At 36.5% G+C, this 25,139-nt stretch carries 23 protein-coding genes; 20 read left to right on the forward strand and 3 right to left on the reverse strand.

Translation table 11 applies throughout. The features are described 5' to 3' along the window. Nucleotides 1-263 precede the first annotated feature (263 nt). Genes phnC through DFR56_RS00980 form a run of 3 tightly spaced genes read left to right on the forward strand, consistent with a single transcriptional unit; the run spans nucleotide 264 to nucleotide 2,674 of the window. Nucleotides 264-1,028 carry a phosphonate ABC transporter ATP-binding protein gene (phnC, locus tag DFR56_RS00970; RefSeq protein ID WP_110393556.1) on the forward strand — a complete coding sequence of 255 codons (765 nt, stop codon included), beginning with the start codon at nucleotides 264-266 and terminating at the stop codon, nucleotides 1,026-1,028. Nucleotides 1,029-1,040: 12 nt separating this feature from the next. Continuing rightward, a complete protein-coding gene (gene phnE, locus DFR56_RS00975) occupies nucleotides 1,041-1,826 on the forward strand; it encodes a phosphonate ABC transporter, permease protein PhnE (protein ID WP_110393557.1) in 786 nt (261 codons plus the stop codon). Next, nucleotides 1,826-2,674, forward strand: a complete 849-nt coding sequence (locus DFR56_RS00980; RefSeq protein ID WP_110393558.1) for an ABC transporter permease subunit — start codon at nucleotides 1,826-1,828, stop codon at nucleotides 2,672-2,674. Before phnE ends, DFR56_RS00980 begins: the two co-directional genes overlap by 1 nt. Nucleotides 2,675-2,968: 294 nt before the next feature. Here DFR56_RS00980 and DFR56_RS00985 read toward each other — a convergent pair whose 3' ends face one another. Next, nucleotides 2,969-3,562 carry a DNA-3-methyladenine glycosylase gene (locus DFR56_RS00985; RefSeq protein ID WP_110393559.1) on the reverse strand — a complete coding sequence of 198 codons (594 nt, stop codon included), beginning with the start codon at nucleotides 3,560-3,562 and terminating at the stop codon, nucleotides 2,969-2,971. A gap of 158 nt (nucleotides 3,563-3,720) precedes the next feature. On the opposite strand from DFR56_RS00985, the gene DFR56_RS00990 reads away from it, so the two are divergent. From DFR56_RS00990 to DFR56_RS01000, 3 genes are all read left to right on the forward strand, one after another. Beyond that, the gene (locus DFR56_RS00990; RefSeq protein WP_110393560.1) at nucleotides 3,721-4,053 is read left to right on the forward strand and encodes a PadR family transcriptional regulator; all 333 of its coding nucleotides are present in this window, start codon (nucleotides 3,721-3,723) and stop codon (nucleotides 4,051-4,053) included. Further along, nucleotides 4,050-4,733 (forward strand): DUF1129 family protein, encoded by a 684-nt coding sequence (locus DFR56_RS00995; protein WP_110393561.1) that lies wholly within the window; start codon nucleotides 4,050-4,052, stop codon nucleotides 4,731-4,733. The genes DFR56_RS00990 and DFR56_RS00995 overlap by 4 nt, the downstream gene beginning before the upstream one ends. A 1,293-nt stretch (nucleotides 4,734-6,026) precedes the next feature. Next, the gene (locus DFR56_RS01000; RefSeq protein ID WP_110393562.1) at nucleotides 6,027-6,515 is read left to right on the forward strand and encodes a hypothetical protein; all 489 of its coding nucleotides are present in this window, start codon (nucleotides 6,027-6,029) and stop codon (nucleotides 6,513-6,515) included. Between the two features lie 553 nt (nucleotides 6,516-7,068). On the opposite strand, the gene DFR56_RS01005 is transcribed toward DFR56_RS01000, so the two are convergent. Beyond that, nucleotides 7,069-7,611 (reverse strand): GbsR/MarR family transcriptional regulator, encoded by a 543-nt coding sequence (locus DFR56_RS01005; RefSeq protein WP_110393563.1) that lies wholly within the window; start codon nucleotides 7,609-7,611, stop codon nucleotides 7,069-7,071. Between the two features lie 277 nt (nucleotides 7,612-7,888). On the opposite strand from DFR56_RS01005, the gene DFR56_RS01010 reads away from it, so the two are divergent. Further along, complete coding sequence (locus DFR56_RS01010) at nucleotides 7,889-8,176, forward strand: hypothetical protein (protein ID WP_110393564.1); 288 nt, start codon at nucleotides 7,889-7,891, stop codon at nucleotides 8,174-8,176. Between the two features lie 43 nt (nucleotides 8,177-8,219). On the opposite strand, the gene DFR56_RS01015 is transcribed toward DFR56_RS01010, so the two are convergent. Then, nucleotides 8,220-8,759, reverse strand: coding sequence for a DUF420 domain-containing protein (locus DFR56_RS01015; protein WP_110393565.1), 540 nt, complete (start codon nucleotides 8,757-8,759; stop codon nucleotides 8,220-8,222). Between the two features lie 341 nt (nucleotides 8,760-9,100). Between DFR56_RS01015 and DFR56_RS01020 the strand changes: the two genes are divergently transcribed. From DFR56_RS01020 to DFR56_RS01080, 13 genes are all read left to right on the forward strand, one after another. Beyond that, nucleotides 9,101-10,372, forward strand: a complete 1,272-nt coding sequence (locus DFR56_RS01020; RefSeq protein WP_110393566.1) for an MFS transporter — start codon at nucleotides 9,101-9,103, stop codon at nucleotides 10,370-10,372. Between the two features lie 11 nt (nucleotides 10,373-10,383). Continuing rightward, on the forward strand, nucleotides 10,384-11,124 hold the full coding sequence (locus DFR56_RS01025; RefSeq protein WP_110393567.1) for a glycerophosphodiester phosphodiesterase: 741 nt from the start codon (nucleotides 10,384-10,386) through the stop codon (nucleotides 11,122-11,124). Between the two features lie 218 nt (nucleotides 11,125-11,342). After that, nucleotides 11,343-14,552, forward strand: a complete 3,210-nt coding sequence (locus DFR56_RS01030; protein ID WP_110393568.1) for a BTAD domain-containing putative transcriptional regulator — start codon at nucleotides 11,343-11,345, stop codon at nucleotides 14,550-14,552. A 327-nt stretch (nucleotides 14,553-14,879) separates the two neighbouring features. Then, entirely contained in the window at nucleotides 14,880-15,449 is a 570-nt protein-coding gene (locus DFR56_RS01035; RefSeq protein WP_110393938.1) for a TetR/AcrR family transcriptional regulator, read from the forward strand. Between the two features lie 17 nt (nucleotides 15,450-15,466). Further along, nucleotides 15,467-16,948, forward strand: a complete 1,482-nt coding sequence (locus DFR56_RS01040; RefSeq protein ID WP_110393569.1) for an o-succinylbenzoate--CoA ligase — start codon at nucleotides 15,467-15,469, stop codon at nucleotides 16,946-16,948. A 4-nt stretch (nucleotides 16,949-16,952) separates the two neighbouring features. Continuing rightward, nucleotides 16,953-17,369 (forward strand): MaoC family dehydratase, encoded by a 417-nt coding sequence (locus DFR56_RS01045; RefSeq protein WP_110393570.1) that lies wholly within the window; start codon nucleotides 16,953-16,955, stop codon nucleotides 17,367-17,369. Beyond that, on the forward strand, nucleotides 17,362-18,372 hold the full coding sequence (locus DFR56_RS01050; protein ID WP_110393571.1) for a 3-oxoacyl-ACP synthase: 1,011 nt from the start codon (nucleotides 17,362-17,364) through the stop codon (nucleotides 18,370-18,372). The genes DFR56_RS01045 and DFR56_RS01050 overlap by 8 nt, the downstream gene beginning before the upstream one ends. Before the next feature lie 51 nt (nucleotides 18,373-18,423). Beyond that, a complete protein-coding gene (locus DFR56_RS01055) occupies nucleotides 18,424-19,656 on the forward strand; it encodes a substrate-binding domain-containing protein (RefSeq protein WP_110393572.1) in 1,233 nt (410 codons plus the stop codon). A 738-nt stretch (nucleotides 19,657-20,394) separates the two neighbouring features. After that, nucleotides 20,395-21,603, forward strand: coding sequence for a substrate-binding domain-containing protein (locus DFR56_RS01060; RefSeq protein ID WP_207520025.1), 1,209 nt, complete (start codon nucleotides 20,395-20,397; stop codon nucleotides 21,601-21,603). Between the two features lie 231 nt (nucleotides 21,604-21,834). Continuing rightward, nucleotides 21,835-22,608: an ABC transporter ATP-binding protein gene (locus DFR56_RS01065; RefSeq protein ID WP_110393574.1), complete on the forward strand. Its 774-nt coding sequence runs from the start codon at nucleotides 21,835-21,837 to the stop codon at nucleotides 22,606-22,608. After that, a complete protein-coding gene (locus DFR56_RS01070; RefSeq protein WP_110393575.1) occupies nucleotides 22,586-23,293 on the forward strand; it encodes an ABC transporter ATP-binding protein in 708 nt (235 codons plus the stop codon). The genes DFR56_RS01065 and DFR56_RS01070 overlap by 23 nt, the downstream gene beginning before the upstream one ends. Before the next feature lie 12 nt (nucleotides 23,294-23,305). Further along, complete coding sequence (locus DFR56_RS01075; protein ID WP_110393576.1) at nucleotides 23,306-24,166, forward strand: branched-chain amino acid ABC transporter permease; 861 nt, start codon at nucleotides 23,306-23,308, stop codon at nucleotides 24,164-24,166. Nucleotides 24,167-24,170: 4 nt separating this feature from the next. Continuing rightward, nucleotides 24,171-25,127 carry a branched-chain amino acid ABC transporter permease gene (locus DFR56_RS01080; protein ID WP_110393577.1) on the forward strand — a complete coding sequence of 319 codons (957 nt, stop codon included), beginning with the start codon at nucleotides 24,171-24,173 and terminating at the stop codon, nucleotides 25,125-25,127. Nucleotides 25,128-25,139: the final 12 nt, after the last annotated feature.

Below are 25,139 nucleotides of genomic sequence, written 5' to 3' on the forward strand. Positions count from 1 at the left end.
TAAGTACGCGACGTCCATGGGACTCCGCTAAATGCTCGCCCCACCGGAAAGCACTGTCGCAACACCCGCACTAGCACGTCCTGTGCGTCGGAGGCTGAAGTCGTGCCCGCTAAAAAGCACTGTCACCTTTCGCGGAAGACAACGGTAGGATGATATGCAACTTAGTTGTTTAGTAGATTCTAACCAGATCTAGTGAATATGTATTAAATCATTAGAGTGTGCACTTGTTGCATACTCTAATCATTAAAAAAGGAGCCTAGAAAATGTCTTTATTAGAAATTAAACATCTCAATAAATCGTATGATAGCAAAACGAACGTGTTGAAAGATATTAATTTCGAAATTGAAAGCGGAGATTTAGTTTCAGTTATCGGCCCATCCGGGGCGGGAAAATCAACGTTATTAAGATGTATTAACCGAATGGTCAATTTTGATGACGGGAAAATTATTTTTGATGGGAAAGATACGACCCATTATAAAAAAAGAGAACTACGGAAATTGCGTACGGATATTGGTATGGTATTTCAACATTATAATTTAGTTCCGCGATTAACAGTGATTGAAAATGTGCTCCATGGACGTTTAGGTTATAAATCTACTATTCAAGGACTCCTAAGCATGTTTACTGAAGTTGAAAAAGAGAATGCTTTTTCTCTTCTTGATACGTTAGGCATTGTAGAGCATGCATATAAACGCTGTGACCAATTAAGTGGTGGACAGCAGCAACGGGTTGGAATTGCGCGCGCGTTAATTCAGAATCCTAAATTAATTTTATGTGATGAACCAATTGCATCTCTCGATCCGAATGCATCAAAAGTAATTATGACTTATTTAAAGCAAATTACGAGGGACATGAATATTACTTGTATCGTTAATTTACACCAGGTAGATGTTGCTCGCGAATACTCCGACCGGATTATTGCTCTTAATAAAGGCGCTGTCGTGTTTGACGGATCGCATTTGCAACTAACAGAAGAGCGAATGAATCATGTTTATGGAATGGAAACACGTGAATTAATAACAGTATAAGGGGTAATCGAAGTGAGTGAAAAAAAGTTTCGTCAAAAAAAATGGCAAACAACATTATTTTTTACCGTTATTATTGTCGTCACATTCATATCTTCATCTATCACTAAATTTAATTTTATTCATAGCATGACAACTTTTCCATCTGCATTTACGTGGATTTTCTCCAATTTAATGATTACAGAAGAAAGCTTTAAAAAGTTACCAACGATCCTTACAAAATTAAACGAAACGATCTTTATGGCGATCGCAGCATCAACTACCGCAGCTGCTTTATCCCTTTTTCTCGGTGTCATGGGATCGAAAACGACGAAAGTAAACAATGTTTTTAGTGTCATTGCTCGTGTGATTGCATCATTTTCAAGAAACATTCCCATCGTAGCTTGGGCACTAATTTTATTAATTTCGTTCGGTCAAAATTCACTTACTGGTTTTTTAGCTTTATTTATCGGTTCAGTTGGGTTTTTAACGAGAGCCTTTATCGAGTCGATTGATGAGGCAGATCAAAGTTCCGTTGAAGCATTGACCGCAACAGGGGCAACATATTTTCAAATTATAAGTAAAGCCGTTATACCACAAAGTTTACCTCAAATTATTAGTTGGACGTTGTTTATGATTGAGACAAATATTAGAAGTGCTACACTCGTTGGAATACTAACAGGTACCGGGATCGGTTATTCATTTGATTTATATTATAAATCAATGGATTATAATACGGTCGCATTAATCACTTTCACCATCGTTATTACGGTTATATTAATTGAGTTGATGTCAAACTACATTCGAAAGGTGATTATATAATGCAATATGATCTTGCTACACATATGAAACGAACGAGAACAGGAAAAATCAGTTTAAAATCAGGTGAAAAGTCTGAAAAGGTGATTCAACTGACGGTTCTTTCGTTTGTCGTTTTAACGATTGCAGCTTTTTTCTTTTTCGATTTTACTGGCTTTCAATTTAAAAAAGCGATAGTAGAAACAGCTCATAATTTAAAAGTAATGTTTTTTATGCCCAAATTAAGTCATTTTGGTTTTGGTGAAGCAATTTTTCAAGTAACCATTACATTAGGCTTGGCTGTTTTATCGACCATTCTAGGAGCATTAATCGCTTTTTTCTTAGCATTGCTCGCTGCGACAAATTTATCAAAGGAATGGATTTCACGCACTGTTCGCGTGATTGTTGCCTTTATACGTGCAGTACCTACAGTATTATGGGTACTTATTTTTGCCATATCTGCAGGTCTTGGTAGTGAAGCGGCAGTTGTTGGGATGTTGTTCCATTCCATTGCATATTTAGTAAAAGCATATTCTGAGGCGTTTGAGGAAGTCAGTCCAGGTATTATTGAATCATTACGTGCCACTGGATCGAGTTGGTGGCATATTGTCAAACATGGAATCGTTCCATCTACATCGACCTATATTATGTCTTGGACATTTTTGCGGTTTGAAATTAATTTCGGTGTTGCAGTCGCAATGGGTGCTGCAGCTGGAGCTGGTGGAATTGGTTTTGAACTATTCATGGCATCCGGGTTTTATTTCGATTTGCGCGAGGTTGGCTTTATCACTTATGCCATTTTACTCGTAGCAATTTTGTTAGAAATGTTATCGACTCGTTTAAAAAATCGTTATTTACCAAGCGAAAAATAAAGTTACTTCAAATAAAAAGTTATAAATGTTTAGCGAGACATCCAATAAAAGTTTGTTTAAAAGCCTTTCATGATAAAATGTGGAAGGTTTTTGCTTTTTTATTATTTGAATCAATTTCATCATTCAATATTTCAGTTAAAAAATCCGAACAACGGATTAGTGACTAGTTTCCACTCTAGAGATGGTCGCTGAATTGAACATGTATGAAATTTACTTATTTACATGATTGATGGATCTTTTGCAGATTAGTTGCTTGGGCTTTTACATGCAGTTGTCATCATGAATCTCCGTTTATTACAATCGATATTTTGACACGAATGGATTATCTTTTTCATAAAAGCGCCATGGGTAATGAACTGCATCACCAGTATTTCCAATACCAACCCTGGGACTAACAGCTATTTCTTTCCTACCTTCCCCTTGTGAAATAAAGAGCGGACGATCGAGTAAATGATGACCATAATATTGCATCGTGATCCCCAGTGCCTTTGTTAATTTGCCAGGACCATTCGTTAAGTTAACTTCTTTTACATGTGCTCCACGATTTAATCGCATTTGTTCCATCCCTAGTACAGGCTCAATTGCTCTAATCAATACGGCGTGGGGAGTTTCGATAGATCCTGCAACAACATTGAGTAATGTATGTGTATGCATTTGATATGTGTAAGCATATCCTGGCTTTTGGAACATAATTTCCGTGCGCTTTGTTCTTCGGTTTCTGAAACTATGAGCTGCCCTATCTTCGGGACCTTGATATGCCTCGGTTTCAACGATACGCCCAACGAGTAATCCAGTTTGTTGTTCGTGAACGATATAGTGACCAAGTAATTGTTGAGCAAGTTCCAATGTGTCTTTTTCAAAAAACGATTGATCAATTGGTTCATACATGAAAAATACCTCCCTTTTACATTAGGGTACCATGAAGTTGAAAAAAGAAACATTGACATTTATAAAAATAGTAAATATACTTAGTGTAAGTCTACTTTGTATAACAAGGTAGCATCTTTTTTTGAAAAAGTATCTTGTTATACAAGGTAGGTGGAAGAATGTCGATAAGAAGTCAGTTATTAAAAGGAATATTAGAGGGATGTATTTTATCCATGATTAAACGAGAAGCAACATATGGCTATGAACTTTCCCTCAAATTACAAGCATTTGGACTAACGAATATTAGTGAAGGATCGATTTATCCGATTTTACTACGATTACAAAAAGAAAATTTAGTGGAAGGTGAAATGAGGAAATCAGAAACTGGACCACGTCGAAAATATTATTATTTGACAGAAGAGGGGCTTAAGGCGCTAGAAGAATTTCAAGATCATTGGGAGGCGATCAAAAGTCCAGTCGACCGAATTATTAAAGGAGGTAAGGCGAGATGAAGGTGAAAGACATGATTCAATTAAACAATGTAAAAAGAGAACAACTGAATGAACCTAATTTAGCATATTACGAGGAGATGATGTTGTATATTCGCTTAAGTTCTTCTAAATCAGAGCAGCACACGGAAGAAATATTACTAGAGTTACTCGAGCATTTACTAGAGGCTCAGAAAGAAGGAAAAATTGCAGAAGAGGTATTTGGTAAAAATCCGAAAGCATATTGCCAGGAATTAATTGCGGAAATTCCTAGTGAAACAAGAAAAGAGCAAATAAAATTTGCAGGATACATTAGTTTGCTATTTTTAGCTATAGTAAGTTTTCTTAATGGTATCGTTGGATTTGGATTCCATTATTTTTTTCAGTTTGGAACTGGTCTAAGCACATTTCATCTTGGCTCTGGCATTGCGATTGTTTTAATTGATTTAAACATTCTTTATCTTTTTATTTTAGGAGCTTTAAAATGGTTAAAGTCCACCGCATTTAAACCAGATAAACAGAAAAATAAGTGGATAGAGTTTATTCAGATGTGGCTAGTATGTACACTATCGATTGGATTGTTTATGCTTGTTATTTACTTGATGCCCGAGTTTGGAAGGTCAGTCAGTATTCCAACAATTGCTTTTGCAGGAATTGGAGTTATTTTATATTTACTATCGCTATTAATAAAAAAATATCTCTAATGACATAATCATTATTCTCAACTTTCGTACCAATAAAATGAGTGCAAACAGTTCGCTTGGGTAAGGTTCGGGTGCTTCTAATTATATCTTTGACAACCATAATATAATTTAACCGATTTCCAATACTTCTCCTACTAAAAAGATTTGTTGTTACATATAAGAAATAAACTGCGAATTCGTGTATTGAACCCTGCATTATTCGCTGGAACTGCGCATTCTTGTATAGAACCCATTATTCGCTGGAACTGCGCATTGTTGTATAGAACCCTGCATTATTCGCTGGAACTGCGCATTGTTGTATAGAACCCTGCATTATTCGCTGGAACTGCGCATTCTTGTATAGAACTCTGCATTATTTGCTGGAACTGAGCATTCTCGTATTGAACTCTACATTATTCGCTGGAACTGCGCATTGTTGTATAGAACCCTGCATTATTCGCTGGAACTGCGCATTGTTGTATAGAACTCTGCATTATTCGCTGGAACTGCGCATTCTTGTATAGAACTCTGCATTATTCGCTGGAACTGCGCATTGTTGTATAGAACCCTGCATTATTCGCTGGAACTGCGCATTCTTGTATAGAACTCTGCATTATTCGCTGGAACTGCTCATTCTGGTATAGAACTCTGCATTATTCGCTGGAACTGCTCATTCTTGTATAGAACTCTGCATTATTCGCTGGAACTGCGCATTCTTGTATAGAACTCTGCATTATTTGCTGGAACTGCGCATTCTCGTATTGAACTCTGCATTATTCGTTGGAACTGCGCATTCTCGTATTGAGCTCTATATTATTCGCTAGAACAGTGCATTCTTGTATAGAACTCTGCATTATTTGCTGGAACTGCGCATTCTCGTATTGAACTCTGCATTATTCGTTGGAACTGCGCATTCTTGTATTAAACTCTGTATTATTCGCATGAACTGCGCATTCCCGTATAGAACTCTACATTATTCGCTGGAACTGCCCACTCTCGTATTGAACTTTTCATTATTTCCATGAACTGTGCAGTAACTTAGATTAATTTTCATCTACAAACCTAGTTACAGCAACGTTGATTTGCGCTTCGGACAGTCGCTTTCCGCGGGCACGGCTTCAGCCTCCGACGCACAGGACGTGCTAGTGTGGGTATTGCGACAAGGACGTCGCGAACTTAACCCGCATCGTAGATTTAAAGCATTGTTGTGTGTAAAGAGTATGTGAAATCAAAGTGAATGATTAGAATTATTATAAAAAGGGTGCTATTATTGGATTGAACTACATAGTAAATAAATAGGAAGGAGGTAGGAAAATGATGGAGGATGATTTTCTATTAGGGCTTATTTTTGCGTTTTTGGCATTTTTTGTCGTTTTACTGTTTGTAGGACTTATCTTGTTTATTTTTCAAGCTATCGGGTTGTTTAAAATGGCAAAACGAGAAGGAAAGGGCGATATCGCGTGGCTTGCATGGATCCCGATTGTTAGTCAGTTTTTAGTGACATTATTAGTAGAGCGTAACGTGCACCCAGGACTTCGTGGGAAATTTACGTTACTTTATGGAATCGCAGTCGTATTATCGTTCATTTTAGGTTATTTTATTGCATTCATTTCCTTAATTCCATTTGCGATGTATTTGTATGCATTTTACTTTATCGCGAAAAAATATTCGGATAATCCAACACTACATATCGTTATTGCCATTATTACGATTGGTTTTTCAACACCGATTCAAATTTTCATCTTTAGAAATCGTGAAGTAATTGATACAGATGAATTTATTATCGATGCAAATGAAAATTAATCGTTTTTGTAAGATGAACAGCAACAATAAAAGAAGAGGTTTGAACATAATTAAAACGATGCAATCCTGAGTATAGAAAACGCTTAGTCGGCTAGAAACGATCACTTCCATGTGACCATTTCTAGCCGACTTTAGCATGTCCAGGGACTACCCTTCGTTCGTCCCGGCGAAAACATTTGCGACTGCGATTACTCGTCACAATAAACATTGTGCGTCGCAGAAGGAAAGGCATCAGTGCGCCCCCTAAAGACGCTTTAGTACGAGGTCGATGACAACCGTCAGTCCTTCGTTTGTCCCACCAAAAGCTTTTGGGACTGCGATAAAACTCGTCTCATCGGAGACCTTTGGGACTGCGCTAAATGCTCGTCCCACTGTAAAGATTTGCACTTGCGATTACTTGGTGCAAAAATAAACATTGTACGTACGTCGGGAGGCTCACCAGCCGCTTTAGGATGCGCGAAGTATATTTCTGGAGCGGGTTATCTGTAGCTACCGCTATCATTGTTTAGATTTTTCTTGAAGAAAAATCACTTTTGTCCCAGACTAAAAATCATTACTCATTCTCATCTTGTATTGGAACATGTTTAAATACTTCTTTCGATTCAAAAAAGTGAACTAACCGCTCAATCCAATCAAAATATTGAAGGGATTTTAATGAATCGTTGTAGTAGTCTTTAGCCTTTTGAAGCTCTTCTTCCGTTGCATGTTCATCGTTTATGATTTCTTTTAAATCACGTATAAGTCTTTCATCTACCTTCCGATTTCGATGAACTAAATCTTGCCAATTTTGTGTTAATAAAGTTAGAAAAGTTTCGTATAAATCTTTTTCTGCAATATATGTATCTTTTCTAGATCCCTTTATAAAAATTTTTTCTGCAATGTTTAATTGTTCCATCTCCCTTAACACTTGGCTCATTCTTGTTTTACTCATTCCTGTAGTTTCGGCTAATTCATCCAAGTTCATCGGCTTTCCTTCGTAATAAATGATAGCAATTACTAACCCAATTGTTTTCGCGTAACCATAATACTTCATGTTTTCTGCAACCTGTTCAATAATTCGATTTCTAATTAATTCCAATTTGTGTTCATTATCCATTGTATCAACCCATTTATAATTGTTGTAATACTAGATTAGCATATTTTTCTTTTTATGGCAGGAAAACAATGTAACGTAAATTTTATACAATTCATAAACTTTTAATTGCACGAAGTTAATAATAGCTAAGTATACATAACTATCTCTTTTTTCATTACATGATCGTATAATTTTCAATTGAATGTTTTCCTACCTTCATGGTATCGTAATGATGTAATAAAAGATCTTCATTAGGGGATGGTCAAAAATACATTTATTTGAAAAGAGGCTAGAATAAATGTCTATTATTGCAGAGCAACCTTATATCAAAATTATCCGAGAAGTGAGCAGTGTTAAGAAAATGGAGATTGAACACGAAAGAACGATGTATTTGTTTTCAGATAAAATCGTTACGGAACATCGTGAATTTTCCCTTACTGACGTATTAGATCTATCTTATCGAAAAATTGGTGTTGCTGGAGGGATATTGTTTCTACATACGAATCATAGTGTATATTCTTATACGGTAAAATCTTCTCCACATCGGTTTATAAATAGTTGTAAAGAACAAATAAAGAAGAGCTAAAAGGCTACTAACCCTGCAATAGGATGGTAGCCTTTTTTTTCTGTTAATAATACGGAGAGATTAATATAAAAACGAGTACACCAGATAAGCTCACATAGAGCCAAATAGGCATTGTCCAACGCGCAATTTTTCGATGCTTTGAAATGTTTCCTGTAAGTCCCCAAGTGAGCGAAAACAGTGCTAGGGCAACGACAATTGGCGCAAGGGAAATATGTGAAATCAAAATAAAGTAATAAAATGATTTTAAAAATCCGTCACCACCATACGTCGTGCTAGGCGCTAAATAATGGTAGGTTAAATAGGTGACGAGAAACAATGTGGTCGTAGTAAATGCTGCAAAAATAAAGTTACGGTGCATATGGATGTTTTTACGTAATATAAAAAATAATGCCGCAACTAGAAAAATAAATGTAAATGAGTTAAAAACTGCGTTAAGTCTAGGTAAAATTGTCAAGTCAAACGGAATATCACGATCCTGTTTTGGTAAGAAAAATAAAATGGTGACAATTACGTTGATGACAATCGTCAAAGTAATAATGATAGGAGTATAGTTTCGTTCTTTTAGTGTCTGTTTTTTTTCCATTTTCTTTCCCCTTTTTATAGATTCATCCCTTTTATCGTAACATGAATAGGAAAAAACTTCAGACTAAAAGTTCAATATAGTATTTGCAATGAATATATGCTTCTTGCCATCCCGTTTTACCCCTTTCTTGCTTCGTAACGGAAATAAGCACAAATACTTTAGATAGCTAGTATCTTAACGGTTTTGGAGGAGTGAATATCATTCGTCTATTGACGATGAGAAAATTCGATCGTTCTGTTTGCTTAAACCGTTTTAATTAACCTTAATTTAACATAAACATCCTTGCTACTAACAAACTATTCTGAAATAATGAATATAACTAAACGAATGGGGGGAGACGAGTGAATAAAGAGACTTTTTCGTATGGAAAAATTTTAGCGATAGGAAGTGGCTTTTTTGCCCTTACCCTTGTGTGGACAGTTTATAATACATACATGCCACTTATTCTTGGTGAATATATAGAAAGTCGGGCCGCTCGTGGTTCGATTATGGGGTTAGACAATTTAATGGCTGTACTCTTAATCCCAATTATTGGTGCATGGTCAGATAAGCTAAACAATCCTCTTGGGGGACGTTTACCCTTTCTAGCGGTTGGGATGCCACTTGCAGCACTATTTTTTATTTTACTTCCTTTTGCAAGTGAACTTACTTTATGGCTTTTACTCGGTGTGGATATTGTATTTTTACTAGCCATGACCATTTATCGAGCTCCTGTTATCGCATTAATGCCTGATCATACCCCAGTTGAAAAGCGTTCTACTGCCAATGGGATGATTAACTTTATGGGTGGTGTCGGCGCACTTTTAGCATTGTTTGCTTTAGCACCGCTTTACGATATATCAGGAACGTATCCATTTATTATTGGTGGTATTTTACTATTTCTCGCTTTTATATTATTGTTTTTTATTGTGGATCGAAAACCGAAATATGTAAATGTGGAATCGGAAGCAAGTGAAGAAGCGATGGCACTTACATCATTGAAACATGATATTGGAAAACTTTTTCGCCGTTCTTTTCGTGGACATTTGCTCATCTTAATGGCGATTTTTCTTTATTTTATCGGTTACAGTGGATTAGAGGCACAGTTTAGTGTGTATGCGACAGAATATCTTGGAACAACAGGTGGGGAAGCTGGGTTTACACTGGGCTTTTTTAGCCTCGCATTCGTTATATTCGCCATACCAGCTGGTTTAGTTGGGACACGTTTAGGGAAGTCCCAGGCAATGCTTCTTGGGTTAGTACTGTTACCCGCTATTTTTCTTATCATGCCATGGATTACGTCTCTTTTATGGTTGAAAGCTTTATTGTTTATTGGTGGTATTGCATGGGCGCTAATCAATGTGCAAGCATATCCTTTAGTAGCGGATTTAGGTGGAATGACTAAAATTGGTTTTTTTACTGGGATGTATTATCTGTTTTCGATGGCATCCTCCATCTTTGCTCCAGCAATACTTGGGCTTACGATGGATTTATTTGGTCATCCAGCACTTTTTTATAGTGCGGCTGTAACTTTTGTCATTGCCTTTTTCTTACTTAGAGGCGGGATGAACAAATTACAAAGTGCGAACAACGAAACAATAGAACAAAAAACAAATAATCTTTTAAAAGAATAGAGGTACATAAGATGAAAACAAAAATATTTGGGCATCGAGGAAGTTCAGGAACACATCCGGAAAATACGATGGCAGCTTTTATCGAAGCCGAAAAAGTTGGTGCAGATGGAATTGAGTTAGACGTCCATTATACGAAAGACAATCAATTAGCTGTAATCCATGATGATACGGTTGATCGGACAACGAATGGGATAGGACTTGTCCGGAACCACACGTTAAGAGAGCTACAACAATTAGATGTGGGTTCATGGTTTTCTGGAGAATTTAGCAATGAACGGGTTCCATCTCTACAAGAAGTATTCAGTTGGTTACAAGATGTTCCACATATACAGTTAAATATTGAACTAAAATATGTTGCGTTAGACTATGTTCAGTTTGAAGAACAAATAGTTCAAGCAATAGAAAAATATAATGTGATGGAGCAAGTGATTATCTCCTCCTTTAATCATTATGCTCTGAAAAAGGTGAACGAACTAAATCCAAATATAGAGTGTGCGATTTTATATATGGAACGATTGTATGAACCGTGGGATTATGCCAAAACAGTAGGGGCAACATCGCTACACCCAAATGTATTAGTAACAGAACCAACTTTATTAATAGGTGCAAAAGAAGCAGGATTTCCCGTTCGTGTCTACACAATTAACGATGAAGACAAATTAAAAAAGTTAATGTCGGCACATTGCCCAGCAATTATTACAGATTATCCAGAAAAAGCGTTAAGAATAAGAAAGGAAATTCAAGGAGAGTGAGAGACTAAAATAGTTGATCAAAAGGATGTTGATCTGAGTAGAACGACCAGGCTTCGGGTTTCTTGGCAGATAAGAAAGTATAAACTTTACTTGACTCGCATAAGTGTTAACGTTAGTTTTCGCTGTCAAAGCTTGGTGAGAAGCCAAGTTTTCTATTAATGAATCATCTTCTATATATGCTATACTAAACAAAAAGTAAGATTAGGAGGTGACGATTGATGAATAATGTTCAAATTATAAACTCGAAGCTCATCCCTCCAAGTCCATCAGCTACCTATATGCGTCGGTCTTCCTTTATTAAAAAAATGAAAGTAACTTCCAATTATCGTTTAACCATTTTACATAGTGGTCCAGGATTCGGAAAAAGTTTAGGGCTCGCACAATATTTCAAGGATGCTTCTATGCAATATAGTTGGTATACCGTTACTGCAGAAGATGATAATTTTATCCCGTTTGTCTCCTATTTAAAAGAGAGCATTCGTCGTGTCATTCCTACTTTTGGAAATACTTTGCCTAACTTAGCGCGTTCCTCCACTTTCTTAAAAGAGGCAGAGTTACATCAATGGCTAGCGTTATTTATCAATGAGTTATGTCATATAGATGATTCATTTACGATGATAGTTGATGATTTTCACTTAGTTGATCATGTTTTTCAGATAAATGTTATGATGGAAAAAATGATTGAATTACTTCCCCCTCATGTGAACATCATTATTGCGACACGATCATGTCCAAAATGGTCTAACTTACTAAAACTAAAAGTAAAAAATCATTATTTTGAAATGACAAAAGATGATTTAATCTTTTCCGAAGAAGAAATTACAGTATACTTAGAAGACTATTTTAATATAGAAATCGAAGAAGAAAAAGCAAGAGAAATAGGTAAGATTACAGAAGGCTGGGCAATTGCAATTAATCTGATCGCTTTACAGTTTTCAGTTTCAGATTTATCTTTTAGCAAAATGATGAAACCAGTTTATCAAAATCTATTCGATTATTTATCGGAAGAAGTTTTTCAAAGAAGATCAGCGAAAGAGCAGGAATGGCTATTATCATTTGCTATTTTTCCGACATTTTCTGTTCAACTGATCAACGAATTTTATGAAGAGGAAGCTGTTTTTGGATTAGAAAAGCTAGCTTTGGAACATGGTTTCTTCCAATCCTTAGGTGAAGAGGACACGTACCGATATCATGCCTTGTACAAGCGGTTTTTAACGAATAAATGGTTAGAAATCAATCCTAAAAAATTTTCTCTGCTTCATAAAAAAGCGTCAAACTATTTTTATCGAAAAGGCGATTTTTTTCAATCTACTTATCACGCGTCACAGACAAATGACGATCATTTTATCGCGGAAGTCTTAGTTAGCACTGCATTGCCACTTATTCGCACTGGACAGTTTGATTGGTTTATCGAAATGTATGATCAGTTAGCTCAAACAGTTAAAAATGAATTTTATGCACTTTTTTATTTTAAAGGTGAAGTCCAAAGGTACCGAGCATTTTATGAGCAAGCGCGTCAAGCATATGTAAAGTGCATTGTATACGCTGAACAAAATGAAGATGCATATTATTTAAGTCGTTCACATGCTGGAATTGCACATATTTTTCTTGATACGATTCAGCCAGCGCTTGCAGAGACGCATTTGAAACAAGCAATTGATTGGGCACAACGATCAGATCGTATGAAAGAAAAAGAAAAGGCGATGCTCAAAAGACAATTTGCTGAAAACTTAGTTAATTTAGGTAGAGCGAGAGATGCTCTTACCTGGGTGAAAGCAGAACAATTACCTGTAACAATTTTACGGGAAGGAAATTTAGATGCGCGTATTTTTTTACGGATGGGAAAACTTGTTGAAGCGAAGAAAGTATTACAAGAACATATTGCTATACGAAAAACGTTACCAGATTCACACAGGGAAACGGAAGTTCTATTATCGTTAATTTATGGGATGTCGGGTGAAGTCTATGAAGCCTTGCATAATGCTAAAAAAGGTGTTGAAATCGGAAAGGCAGTAAAGTCGGGTTTTATTGAAGCAGTTGGGTATACGAGAAGAGGACATGCTGAAACATTAGCAAATCCATTTATGTTAGAAGATGCTGAAAAATCTTATTGCAAAGCAATCGATATGATGGAGAAACTAAAAGTAGCACGGGTAAAGGCGGAGCCGTTGATGGGACTAGCGATATTAAAAGCAAGGCAAGGTCAATATCAATTAGCAATCCATTATGGGGAAGCTGCTTTGCAAGAAACAGAAAAAGTAAATGATGAATGGATGTCAGGATTAATCCAAGTTAGTTTAGGGATTATTTATTTTTATCAAAAAGATTTTGAACGTTCCGAACATCATTTTGTTTTAGCACAGCAACTATTTCGCTCTGGTGGAGATTTATATGGTGAAATGATTACTTTATTTTGGCTAATGAACATTTTCTTTCTAGTAGGAGAGTTGGAACGGTTAACTTATAGTTCTGAACGTTTTTTCATCATTTGTATCAAAGAGAACTACTTATTCTTTCTAAAGAAAAATACGATGTTTGGCCCTTTGGACAGACAAATTATTTATCCAATAGTTAATAAAATAAGAGAACTTCGACCAAAGGATACATATGTACATTTTATTGCGAAAGAAATTAATCTGGATGCGAATGTACATCATCCTGGTTACTATCTATTTATGAGAACTTTTGGTAGATTACAATTGAGGCTAGGGATGGACATTGTGGAAGAGCAAACTTGGCAACGTGAAAAGTCGAAGGAATTATTATTATACTTTTTAATTAATAAAGATAGGTATATACGTAAAGAAGAAATGATGCAAGCACTTTGGGAAAGTATGGATGAAAAAACGGCCGACCGAAATTTTAAAGTAACGATGAATGCATTATTAAAAGTATTAGAACCGAATAGGCAAGCTCGTCAACAATCTTTTTTTATTCTAAGAAAAAATAAGATGTATCGTTTAAGTCCACAGGCTGAAATTGTAAGCGATATCGATTTATTTATGCAATTTGCAATGAAAGGATTAGACGAAAGGGAGCCCAGAACGTCTATTTTTTATCTATTAAAAGCATGTACGGTGTATAAAGAAACTCCTTTTGAAGAATTAAGAGATTCGGCGTGGTTAATTCGGGAAAAGGAAACCCTTGAAAATAAGTATATTCAAGTGTCGGAACGGTTGGCACAAAACTATTTGCACGTAAAAGATTATAACCAAGTAATTAAATGGGCAGAAAGATTACTTAAAAAGGATCAAACATGGGAGGAAGCTTACCGTTTATTAATGTTTGCTTATTATCGATTACAAAATAGATCACAATCAATAAAGTGGTATGAAAAATGTGTGGCGGTATTACAAAATGAATTAAATATACATCCCATGGAAACAACAAATGAACTGTTTCAAATGATAACGAAATCGGAAGAGTAAAGGTGATGTGAATGTTCATGTCACCTTTTTTTGGGGGGATAAGGAGTATAATATTTTACTCCTCCACGGCATTTTGTAATGGTAATTTCCACTAATCTGCCCGCTTTTGTGAATCTCTCCGTTTTTCAGTCGCAAATAGCACTTTATAGAAAAAGACCAGGTTGCTTTTTTGCCATTTTTTCTAATTCTTATCCATTGCAAATTCTTTAAGACATTTAACGAAATGGACAATATCACTAAAAAATATTTTTTAAAAATAGTTTGACAAATTAGAAAATAGTTTTTATAATCAAAATATGAGAGGTGATTCAGGTGTCAGAAAAACAAATGACAAAAAAAGGTTTAGAGACGAAAAGCAAATTACTAAAAGCTGCTGAAACAGTATTTGGTAAGAATGGATATTATGATGCATCGATCGTTAATATTACACAGGAAGCAAATGTCGCTAACGGTACATATTATAACTATTTTACGACGAAGAAAGAAATTTTCGAAGAGTTAATTAAGGAATATAGTCGTGATTTACGTTTAAGTATAAAAAAAGCGATGGAGATGGCAAACAGTCATGAAGATGCACAGCGCAAAGGGTTTGAAGCATTCTTTATTTGGGTGAAAAACAGACCAGATTTATACAGTATTGTTCAACAGGCGGTCGTTGTAGATGAAGAACTTTATCGTTGGTATTATGGTAAGCTTGCCGATGGATTTTATAAAAGTTTAACAGCTGGCGTAAATGATGGTGAATTTAAAGATCTTCATAAAGAAACAGTTGCTTATAGTTTAATGTCTGTTGGGCAATTTCTCGGTATGAGGTGGATTTATTGGGAAAAAGAAGACGTTCCAGAAGAAGTATTTGAAGCAGCGATGACGTTGATTTTTGACGGTTTAAAAAAATGATTAAAAGGGTGTTATGAATGGAAGGAATTCATTATTGGATTGAAAAAAGGGCACAAACACATCCACATCGTATCGCAATCATTACAGAAACGGAAGAAATTACATATAAACAACTAAACGAGCTCGTAAAACGAACAGTAACGTTTTTAACGAAAGAAAAAAATATTGCAAAAGGAGAGCGGATTGCAATTTTATCTCATAATCGCTTAGAGTTTGTCGTTTTGTTATTTGCGATTGCAAAGATAGAATGTGTCGCAGTACCGTTAAATGTTCGCTTAAATATGCATGAACTTGCATTTCAATTAAACGACAGTGGGACAAAGTTGTTATTTTTCGAGCATGAATTCTCGGAAACTAGTAAAGATCTAATAAAAACTGTTGGGCTTGAAACAATACAATTAGAGTCCATTCGTCATTTAATTGATGAAAGCGATTTCACATTATCAGTAAATGAAAGTGCTCCCTATATTATTTGTTATACGTCAGGAACGACGGGAAAGCCAAAAGGAGCTGTATTAACACAAAAAAATATGCATATTAATGCAATTAACAATGCGATAACGATTGATTTAACATCGTATGATCGTACGATCGTTCTATTGCCTCTTTTTCATATTGGTGGAATTGGATTATTTGCTTTTCCAACTTTATTTACTGGGGGAACGATTCTGATACTAGGTAAATTTGATCCAAGTAAAGCTTTACAAATGATGGAGAAATATCGCGTTACGGTTGTGATGGGAGTGCCTGCTATTCATCAAGCATTAATTGAAAGTACCCAATTTGACGAAACAAATCTAGCTTCCGTACGTTGGTTTTATAGTGGTGGTGCACCTTGTCCGCATTCTTTGATCAAAGCGTTTTTTGATAAAGGATTTCTCTTTGGGCAAGGATTCGGATTAACAGAAACATCGCCAACCGTATTTTTACTATCGAGAGAAGATGCCGAAAGAAAAATAGGTTCAGTTGGAAAACCAGTATTATATTGCAATTTTAAAATCATTGATGAAGCTGGAAAGGAAGTGGAAAAAGGAGTGGTTGGTAACTTAATCGTGTCAGGTGGGAATGTAATGAAAGAGTATTGGAATAATCCTGCTGCAACGAAAGAAGCGTTGCAAAATGGGTGGTTTCATACAGGCGATCTAGCTCGGTTAGATGAAGAAGGATTTGTTTATATTGTAGGGCGAAAAAAAGAAATGATTATTTCCGGTGGAGAAAATATTTATCCGCTAGAAGTCGAGGTTGTGATCAATCAACTTGAAGAAGTGAGTGAAGTAGCTGTTGTTGGTATGTCAGATGAAAGATGGGGAGAGGTACCAATCGCCTTTGTAGCCGTAAAAAAGGGAGAGATGTTAACAGAAAGAGCAATCCTGACCCATTGTAAAAACTATTTAGGACGTTATAAAGTTCCAAAAAAAGTTATTTTTGTCCAATCAATGCCGAGAAATTCAACAGGAAAAATTCAAAAAAGTATTTTATTAACAATCGTAGGTAGGTGACAGGATGAAACAATTAGCAATTGGACAACGTGCATCATGTAGTAAAACGATTACAGAAACAGATCTTGTTATGTATGCGGGTCTTAGCGGTGATTTTAACCCGATTCATATCGATAAAGAATATGCCAAACAAACACGTTTTAAAAAGCGGATTGCACATGGATTATTAACTTCTAGTTTGTTGTCACAATTATTAGGTGTGCACTTACCGGGGAAAGGATCTATTTATATGAATCAAACAATTCGTTTTACTGCACCAGTTTTTATTGGAGATACAATTACCGCTACAGGAATTATTAAGGAAATCGATACATTAAAAAATACTGTAACATTACTAACTGAATGTCATAACCAAGATAAAGAACTCGTATTAACAGGAAAAGCAAAGATGCTTGTGCCAGGGGGAAAGAAAAATGAATAGTACGATTGGAATTGAACGAACGAGTGCATATTTTCCAGATGGGGTTGAAACAGCTGAACAGTTAGCTGAAAAGACTGGGATACCTGAACAAATAATAATTGAAAAATTCGGACTCTTCAAAAAGCATGTAGCAGGAAAAGAGATGCATGCGTCCGATCTAGCGATTGAAGCTGCAAGACCAATATTAACTAAGATTGATCCGCTCGCAATTGATGTCATTATTTACTTCGGTAGTCCTCATAAAGATTATTATGTATGGTCTGCAGCAGCAAAAATTCAACATGAATTAGGTGCAAAAAATGCGTATGCATTTGAAATGATGAATGTTAGTTCTTGTTTTCCAATCGCATTAAAAGTTGCAAAAGATATGATAATTGCAGACGAATCAATCGAAAATATTCTACTAGTAGGTGGCTGTAAAGAATCACAAATAGTCGATTATGATAATCCGAGATCACGATTTATGTTTAATTTTGCAGACGGCGGAGCTGCCGCATTAGTGACGAGAAAAAGTAGGCAAAGTGAGATTTTAAATAGTGCAATCATAACAGATGGTTCCTTTTATCATGATGTGCTAGTTCCAGCTGGTGGTTCTCAAAACTTTCCAAGTGAAGAGACAGTGAAAAACAAGCAACATTATATCGATGTGACAGATCCATCAGATATGAAGGCAAGGCTTGATGATGTCTCGATCAAAAACTTTGAACGTGTGATAAAAGAAGCAATCGATAAAAGTGGTTTAAAAATGAAAGACGTACAAGTTTTATTACCACTTCATACGAAACGGTCGATGTTTGAAGAGTTACTTAAAATTGTTGGTTTACAAGAAGAAAATGCGATTTATTTAGATCATCATGGACATATGTCGGCACTTGACCCTTGTATTGGGTTACATTTTGCCGAAAAAAAAGGCAAGTTAAAAAGAAATAATATTGTTTTAGCTGTCAGTGCTGGAACAGGTTATACGTGGGCAGCTACAGCTATTAAATGGAAGGGGTGGTAATAAGTTAATAGGAGGAAAACAAATCGTCATGAAGGAAAAGGGGGAAATAAAATGAGGAAAAAATTATTCGGTTTATTAATGTTTGTCATCCTGTTGCTTATTGTGTCAGCTTGTGGAGATTCGACAGATAGCAGCAGTGAAGACAATAAAGGGGAAAAGGGACATGAGTCAGCAGATGGTGAGACGATCAAAATCGGTGTGCTTGCATCATTAACAGGGGCACTTGAATCGTATGGAAAACAGACGAAACAAGGATTTGAATTAGGGCTAGATTACGCGACAGATGGAACGATGGAAGTTGCGGGAAATAAAATTGAAGTTATTTTTGAAGATACAGAAACAAAACCAGAGGTCGCGGTTCAGAAGGCGACAAAATTGCTCGAAGACGACGGTGTTGACTTTTTAGTCGGTTCTTCAAGCTCAGGAGATACGTTAGCTGTTTTACCACTTGCAGAAGAATATGAAAAAATAATGGTCGTTGAACCCGCTGTAGCCGATAGTATTACTGGTGAAGAATTTAATCCGTACATTTTTAGAACAGGACGCAATTCTTCTCAGGATGCTGTTGCTGGTGCAGCAGCGATTGCAGAACCTGGTGTGAAGATAGCGACATTTGCTCCAGATTATTCATTTGGTTGGGATGGAATTGCTGCCTTTAAACAAGCCGCGGAAGCGCTTGGGGCGGAAATTGTTTTAGAAGAATATGCAGATCCCGAAGCAACAGATTTTACGTCTCATTTGCAAAAAATTATTGAAGCAAATCCAGATTATCTTTATGTCGTATGGGCGGGAGCAAATACTCCATGGAATCAAATTGAAGATGTAAAGATTCAAGATAAAGGTATTCAGATTTCAACAGGAGTAGCTGATATTGCTACATTACCAACATTACAAGGACTTGTTGGAATGGAAGGATTTACGGTTTATCATTACACTTTGCCAGATAATAAAGTAAATGATTGGTTGATTGCAGAACATGAAAAGCAATTTAATGAAGTACCTGATTTATTCACACCAGGTGGGATGACAGCAGCGATTGCTATAGTGGAAGCTTTAAAAAATACCGATGGAAATGTAGACGCAACTACTTTAATTGAAGTGATGGAAGGAATGTCTTTTGAAACGCCAAAAGGTACGATGACATTTCGAGAGGAAGACCATCAAGCTTTACAATCACTTTACTCGGTAACATTAGAAAAACAAGAAGGGATAGATCATCCTGTTCCAATTTTAATAAGGGAGTTATCACCAGAAGAAACAGCTCCACCAATTATGAACGATTAATTAGGGTTGACTGAACAAACAAAAATTCCATCTAAATCAATAGTTTGTACTCGTTTTTGTAGATATAAAGTGCAAGGTAATTTAGGAGGAACCGAACGAGAGCAAGTCAATGAACAGTTTGTGCACAAAGTCACTAGATCATGATGATGAAGGGTATTTCCAGGATAAATTGGAGTAATGTTGAACGTAATAGAAGTGCAAAGGGTTTGACTGTTAGACCAAAAAAACTTTGCACATAAGTGGATGCTAGAATCTTATTGAAATGAACTACTCTAGTTGACTGGAGCGAAAAGTGACTGATTCCAGCGGGAAAAGCGCGAGTCTGAAGACTCCGCAGGAAGTGGTTTTCTTCCGAGGCGGGTTAAGTACGCGACGTCCATGGGACTCCGCTAAATGCTCATCCCACCGAAAAGCACTGTCGCAACACCCGCACGTCCTGCGACTGCGCTTACTCGTCGCAATAAACATTGTGCGTCGGAGGCTGAAGCCGTGCCCGGGGAAAGCATGTCACATTTCGTGGAAGACAACGGTAGGATGGAACCTATTTTAGTTGTTCAGTAATTCCTAATTAAATTGCATAAATGAAGCGGATTCCCTAAAGATTGATCACGCTACACTAATCTAGGATATTCACACTTTGTAACTCATTTGTAACTGCTGTCTTGTACATTAAATGTGTAAGCGTTATCAAACTTAGGGGAGGAATGATCCGTGAGGAAGAGATTATTGTTTTTATTTATGCTAAGTTTCTTACTCGTCCTTGTTGCATGTAGTGATACGACAAGTTCTGATCAAGAGACGGAAACAAATACGGATGAAGAAGCAGCTACTGAAACAGATGGAACGATTAAAATTGGGGTGCTTGCATCATTAACAGGAGCACTTGAATCGTATGGAAAACAGACACAACAAGGGTTTGAACTCGGATTAGAATATGCCACGGATGGAACGATGGAAGTTGCAGGAAATAAAATTGAAGTTGTCTTTGAAGATACAGAAACAAAACCAGAGGTCGCGGTTCAGAAGGCGACAAAATTGCTCGAAGACGACGATGTTGATTTTTTAGTCGGTTCTTCAAGTTCAGGAGATACGTTAGCTGTTTTACCACTTGCAGAAGAATATGAAAAAATCATGGTCGTTGAACCCGCCGTAGCCGATAGCATTACTGGTGAAGAATTTAACCCGTACATTTTTAGAACAGCACGTAATTCTTCGCAAGATGCAGTTGCTGGTGCGGCAGCGATTGCAGGACCAGGTGTAAAAATTGCAACATTCGCTCCAGATTATTCTTTTGGGTGGGATGGGATTGAAGCATTTAAAGATGCGGCCGAAACGCTCGGTGCGGAAATTGTAGTGGAAGAGTATGCAGATCCTGAAGCGACAGATTTCACTTCTCATTTGCAAAAGATTATTGAAGCACAACCAGATTATTTATTCGTCGTTTGGGCTGGAGCAAATTCTCCTTGGAACCAAATTGCCGATTTGAAAATCCAAGACAAAGGGATCAAAATTTCAACCGGCGCACCCGATATTCCAGCGTTATCAACGATGGAAGCACTCATAGGAATGGAAGGATTTACAGTCTATTATCATACACTGCCAGATAATGAAATAAACGATTGGTTAGTAGAAGAACATAAAAAGCGATTTGATGGTGAAGTACCTGACTTATTTACACCAGGTGGAATGACGGCAGCGATTGCAATCGTAGAAGCATTGAAGCAATCTGAAGGAGATGTTGATGCAAATAAGTTAATTGACTTGATGGAAGGGATGACTTTTGAAACACCAAAAGGAACGATGACCTTTAGAGAAGAGGATCATCAAGCATTACAAACACTTTACTCGATAAAGTTGGAAGAACAAGATGGTGTACCTTACCCCGTTCCAGTGTTAATAAGAGAACTTACACCTGATGAAACCGCACCACCGATTATGAATGATTGATGCAAAATAGGGGTTGCTAAACGATAGCGGGGCAAAGATAACCTCAAGCGGATTGACTTTGGTTGGTTCGCAACCCCTACATAGTGCGTTCAAAGGTCGATGTGTCATTTTTGTTGGACTCTTTGAACAACCTCTACATAGGGAAAATTGTTCAAATGGGCAAATATTCCTATCCAACGTACAAACTATTATTTTGTAAGTTGGATAGGGATTAAGGAAGGAGAAGACGACATGCAGCCAATATTAAAAACAGAAAATGTAACGATTCAATTTGGTGGGCAAGTAGCAGTAGATCATGTTAGTTGTGAGATTCCTGAAAAACATTTTAAATCAATTATTGGTCCAAATGGGGCAGGAAAAACAACTTTTTTCAATTTACTAAGTGGAGAACTAAAGCCTACAGAAGGAGATATCTTTTTAAGAGGGGAATCTATTTCCAAGTTATCATCAGTGGAACGAGCGCGAAAAGGAATCGGTAGATCTTTTCAAATAACGAACGTATTTCCAAATTTAACCGTACTTGAAAATGTTCGGTTAGCTGTTCAATCACGTGCAGGAATCTGTTATCAAATGTTTCGTTATTCTAGCAGTTATAAACAGTTAATTGAGGAAACTGAAAAAATATTATCGGAAGTTATTTTAGTGGATAAAAAAGATGCGATTGCAAGCCAACTTTCTCATGGTGAAAAAAGAAAGCTAGAAATTGCCATGCTTATTGCACTTGATTCGACGATATTACTTCTTGACGAACCGACAGCTGGAATGTCTTTAGAAGAAGTACCGATTATTTTAGATGTTATTCGAAATATTAAACTTGCAGGAGAAAAAACGATTCTATTAATTGAACATAAAATGGACTTAATTTTAGATTTATCTGACTCGATCATGGTGTTATTTAATGGTCAGCTTATCGCTGATGGGAGTCCTAAGGAAATTATGAACAATGAAATGGTAGAAAACGCTTATTTAGGAGGACTTTACGATGACGACATTATTAAAAGCTGAAAACCTCCATACGTATATAGGGCAATATCATATTTTACAAGGTGTTTCTTTTGCAGCAACACAGGGAGAAGTAAGTGTTTTATTAGGAAGAAATGGAGCTGGAAAAACGACTACATTAAAAACAATTATGGGTCTTACCCCTGCTTCAAAAGGTACAGTTATGTTTAAAGGAACCGAAATTACGAAGAAACCAACATATGAAATTTCTAATCTGCATATCGGATATGTCCCAGAAGATCAAGCCATTTTTGCAGGATTAACCGTTGAAGAAAATATGCGGGTGGCCATGAGAAAAGAAGATGACACAACACTCGAAAGACAGGAATATATCTTGTCACTCTTTCCTGATTTAAAGAAATATTGGCATAAAGATGGTGCATTTCTTTCAGGTGGACAAAAACAGATGCTGGCGATGGCAAGAGCATTTATAAATGAAGGCGAACTTTTGTTAATTGATGAACCGTCAAAAGGTTTAGCACCAATTGTCATTGAAAAAGTAATGGAAGCGATGACAGAGATGAAGAAAACGACGACAATTGTGCTCGTTGAACAAAACTTTTTAATGGCAAGTAAAATCGGTGACACGTATACGTTAATTGATGATGGCAAAACCGTTCATACTGGAACGATGGAAGAACTTATTGCAAATGATGAACTACAACATACATATTTAGGAATTGGGTAAGGGGGTGTCGTGATGGAATTATGGATTAATTTAACGGTAAACGGACTCGCAACAGGTATGTTAATTTTCTTATTAGCATCTGGGTTAACGTTAATTTTTGGATTAATGAGTGTGTTAAACTTTGCACATGGTGGACTGTTTGCGTGGGGTGCATATGCTGGTGTTTGGTTTTATACTGTGACAAATAGTTTTACACTCGCTTTAATTGGCGCAATTTTAACTGGTGCTGTGCTCGGATTTATAACAGAAAAACTAATTATTACACCTGTATATGGCGACCATGTCCAACAAATTTTAATTACACTCGGATTTATGATTGTGTTATCAGAAATGTTAAAAGTCGTTTGGGGCCCGAATCAAATTGCGGCAAAAGTTCCTCCAGCATTATCAGGAAGTTGGGAGTTTGGCGACGTTCTGATTATTAAATATCGCTTATTCATCATTATCATTGGCTTCTTAGTTTTTGGTATTTTTCAATATATTTTAAAGCGAACAAAAATTGGTTTAATCGTAAGAGCGGGCGTTCTTAATAAAGAGATGGTGCAAGCACTTGGCATTAACATTAAACGAGTTTTTCTACTCGTTTTCATGACAGGAGCAGCTCTTGCTGCATTTGGAGGGGCACTTATGGCACCATATTCGGGCGTTATTTACGCTGAAATGGGGATGGATTTTGCCATATTAGCTTTTATCGTCGTTGTTATTGGGGGCATGGGAAGTTTTCCGGGTTCATTACTTGCTGCGATATTAGTAGGGTTAGCGGGTAGTTATATGGCTTATTATGTGCCAGATCTATCACTCGCTGTCAATATGATTATTATGGTCATCGTATTAATATTCCGTCCGCAAGGTTTATTTCAAGTAAAGGGGTGAGGACATGATAGCGAAGATGAGAGGGAATTATCTTTTATTAACGATCATTATTATTGCTTTAGCTTTGTTTCCGTTCGTATCAGATTCTAGAACATTAACGATTTTACTAACACAAATATTTATTTTTGCGATTTTAGCGATGAGTTACGATGTATTACTCGGATATACAGGGATTGTCTCTTTCGGGCATGCAATGTTTTTTGGAATCGGTGCCTATGCAACGGCAATTATCTTAAAGAAAACAGAACCGACGATGTTGTCTTTCTTTTTATCCATTATCGTTGGAATGCTCCTTGCCGGAATAGTTAGCTTTATTATTGGACTCTTAACTTTACGGCTACAAAGTCATTTTTTCGCCATGTTTACGTTAGCAGTTTCAGGACTATTTCTTGTCGCTGCTGAAAAATCGCGAACATTAACACAAGGAAATGATGGGTTTACTTTTCGAGCTCCTGAATTTTTTGCAGATCGTACAACTTTCTATTTGTTCGTTCTCGCTTGTTTGCTGATTATTTTTCTTTTGTTACGACTTTTTGTTCATTCACCATTCGGGAGTGTCTTAATTGCTGTAAAAGAAAATGAAACGAGATCAGCTGCTTTAGGATATAAGGCAATTTATTATAAAGTAATGTCCTCAGTTGTAGCTGGAGTCGTTGCTAGTTTAGCAGGTTCGTTATATGTTGTCTCTTTACGTTTTGTCAATACGAGTGTCATGGGTATTGATATCACATTAAATGCACTGTTAATGACGATTATTGGTGGGGTTGGTACATTAGTTGGACCAATTTTAGGTGCCGCCATCATTCAACTTGCTCAGCATAATTTATCGAATTTAGCAAAGACGTACCCAATTTTTGAACGTTGGATTATCTTCTTCGGAATTATTTATATATTGGCAGTTATTTTCTTTCCTAAAGGGGTTGTTGGTACGATCCGTGAAAAACTTGGAAGGAAATCATAAGGACAAAGAGGA

It is taken from the genome of Pseudogracilibacillus auburnensis (genome assembly GCF_003201975.1).
In the GTDB taxonomy this organism is placed as follows: domain Bacteria; phylum Bacillota; class Bacilli; order Bacillales; family Amphibacillaceae; genus Pseudogracilibacillus; species Pseudogracilibacillus auburnensis.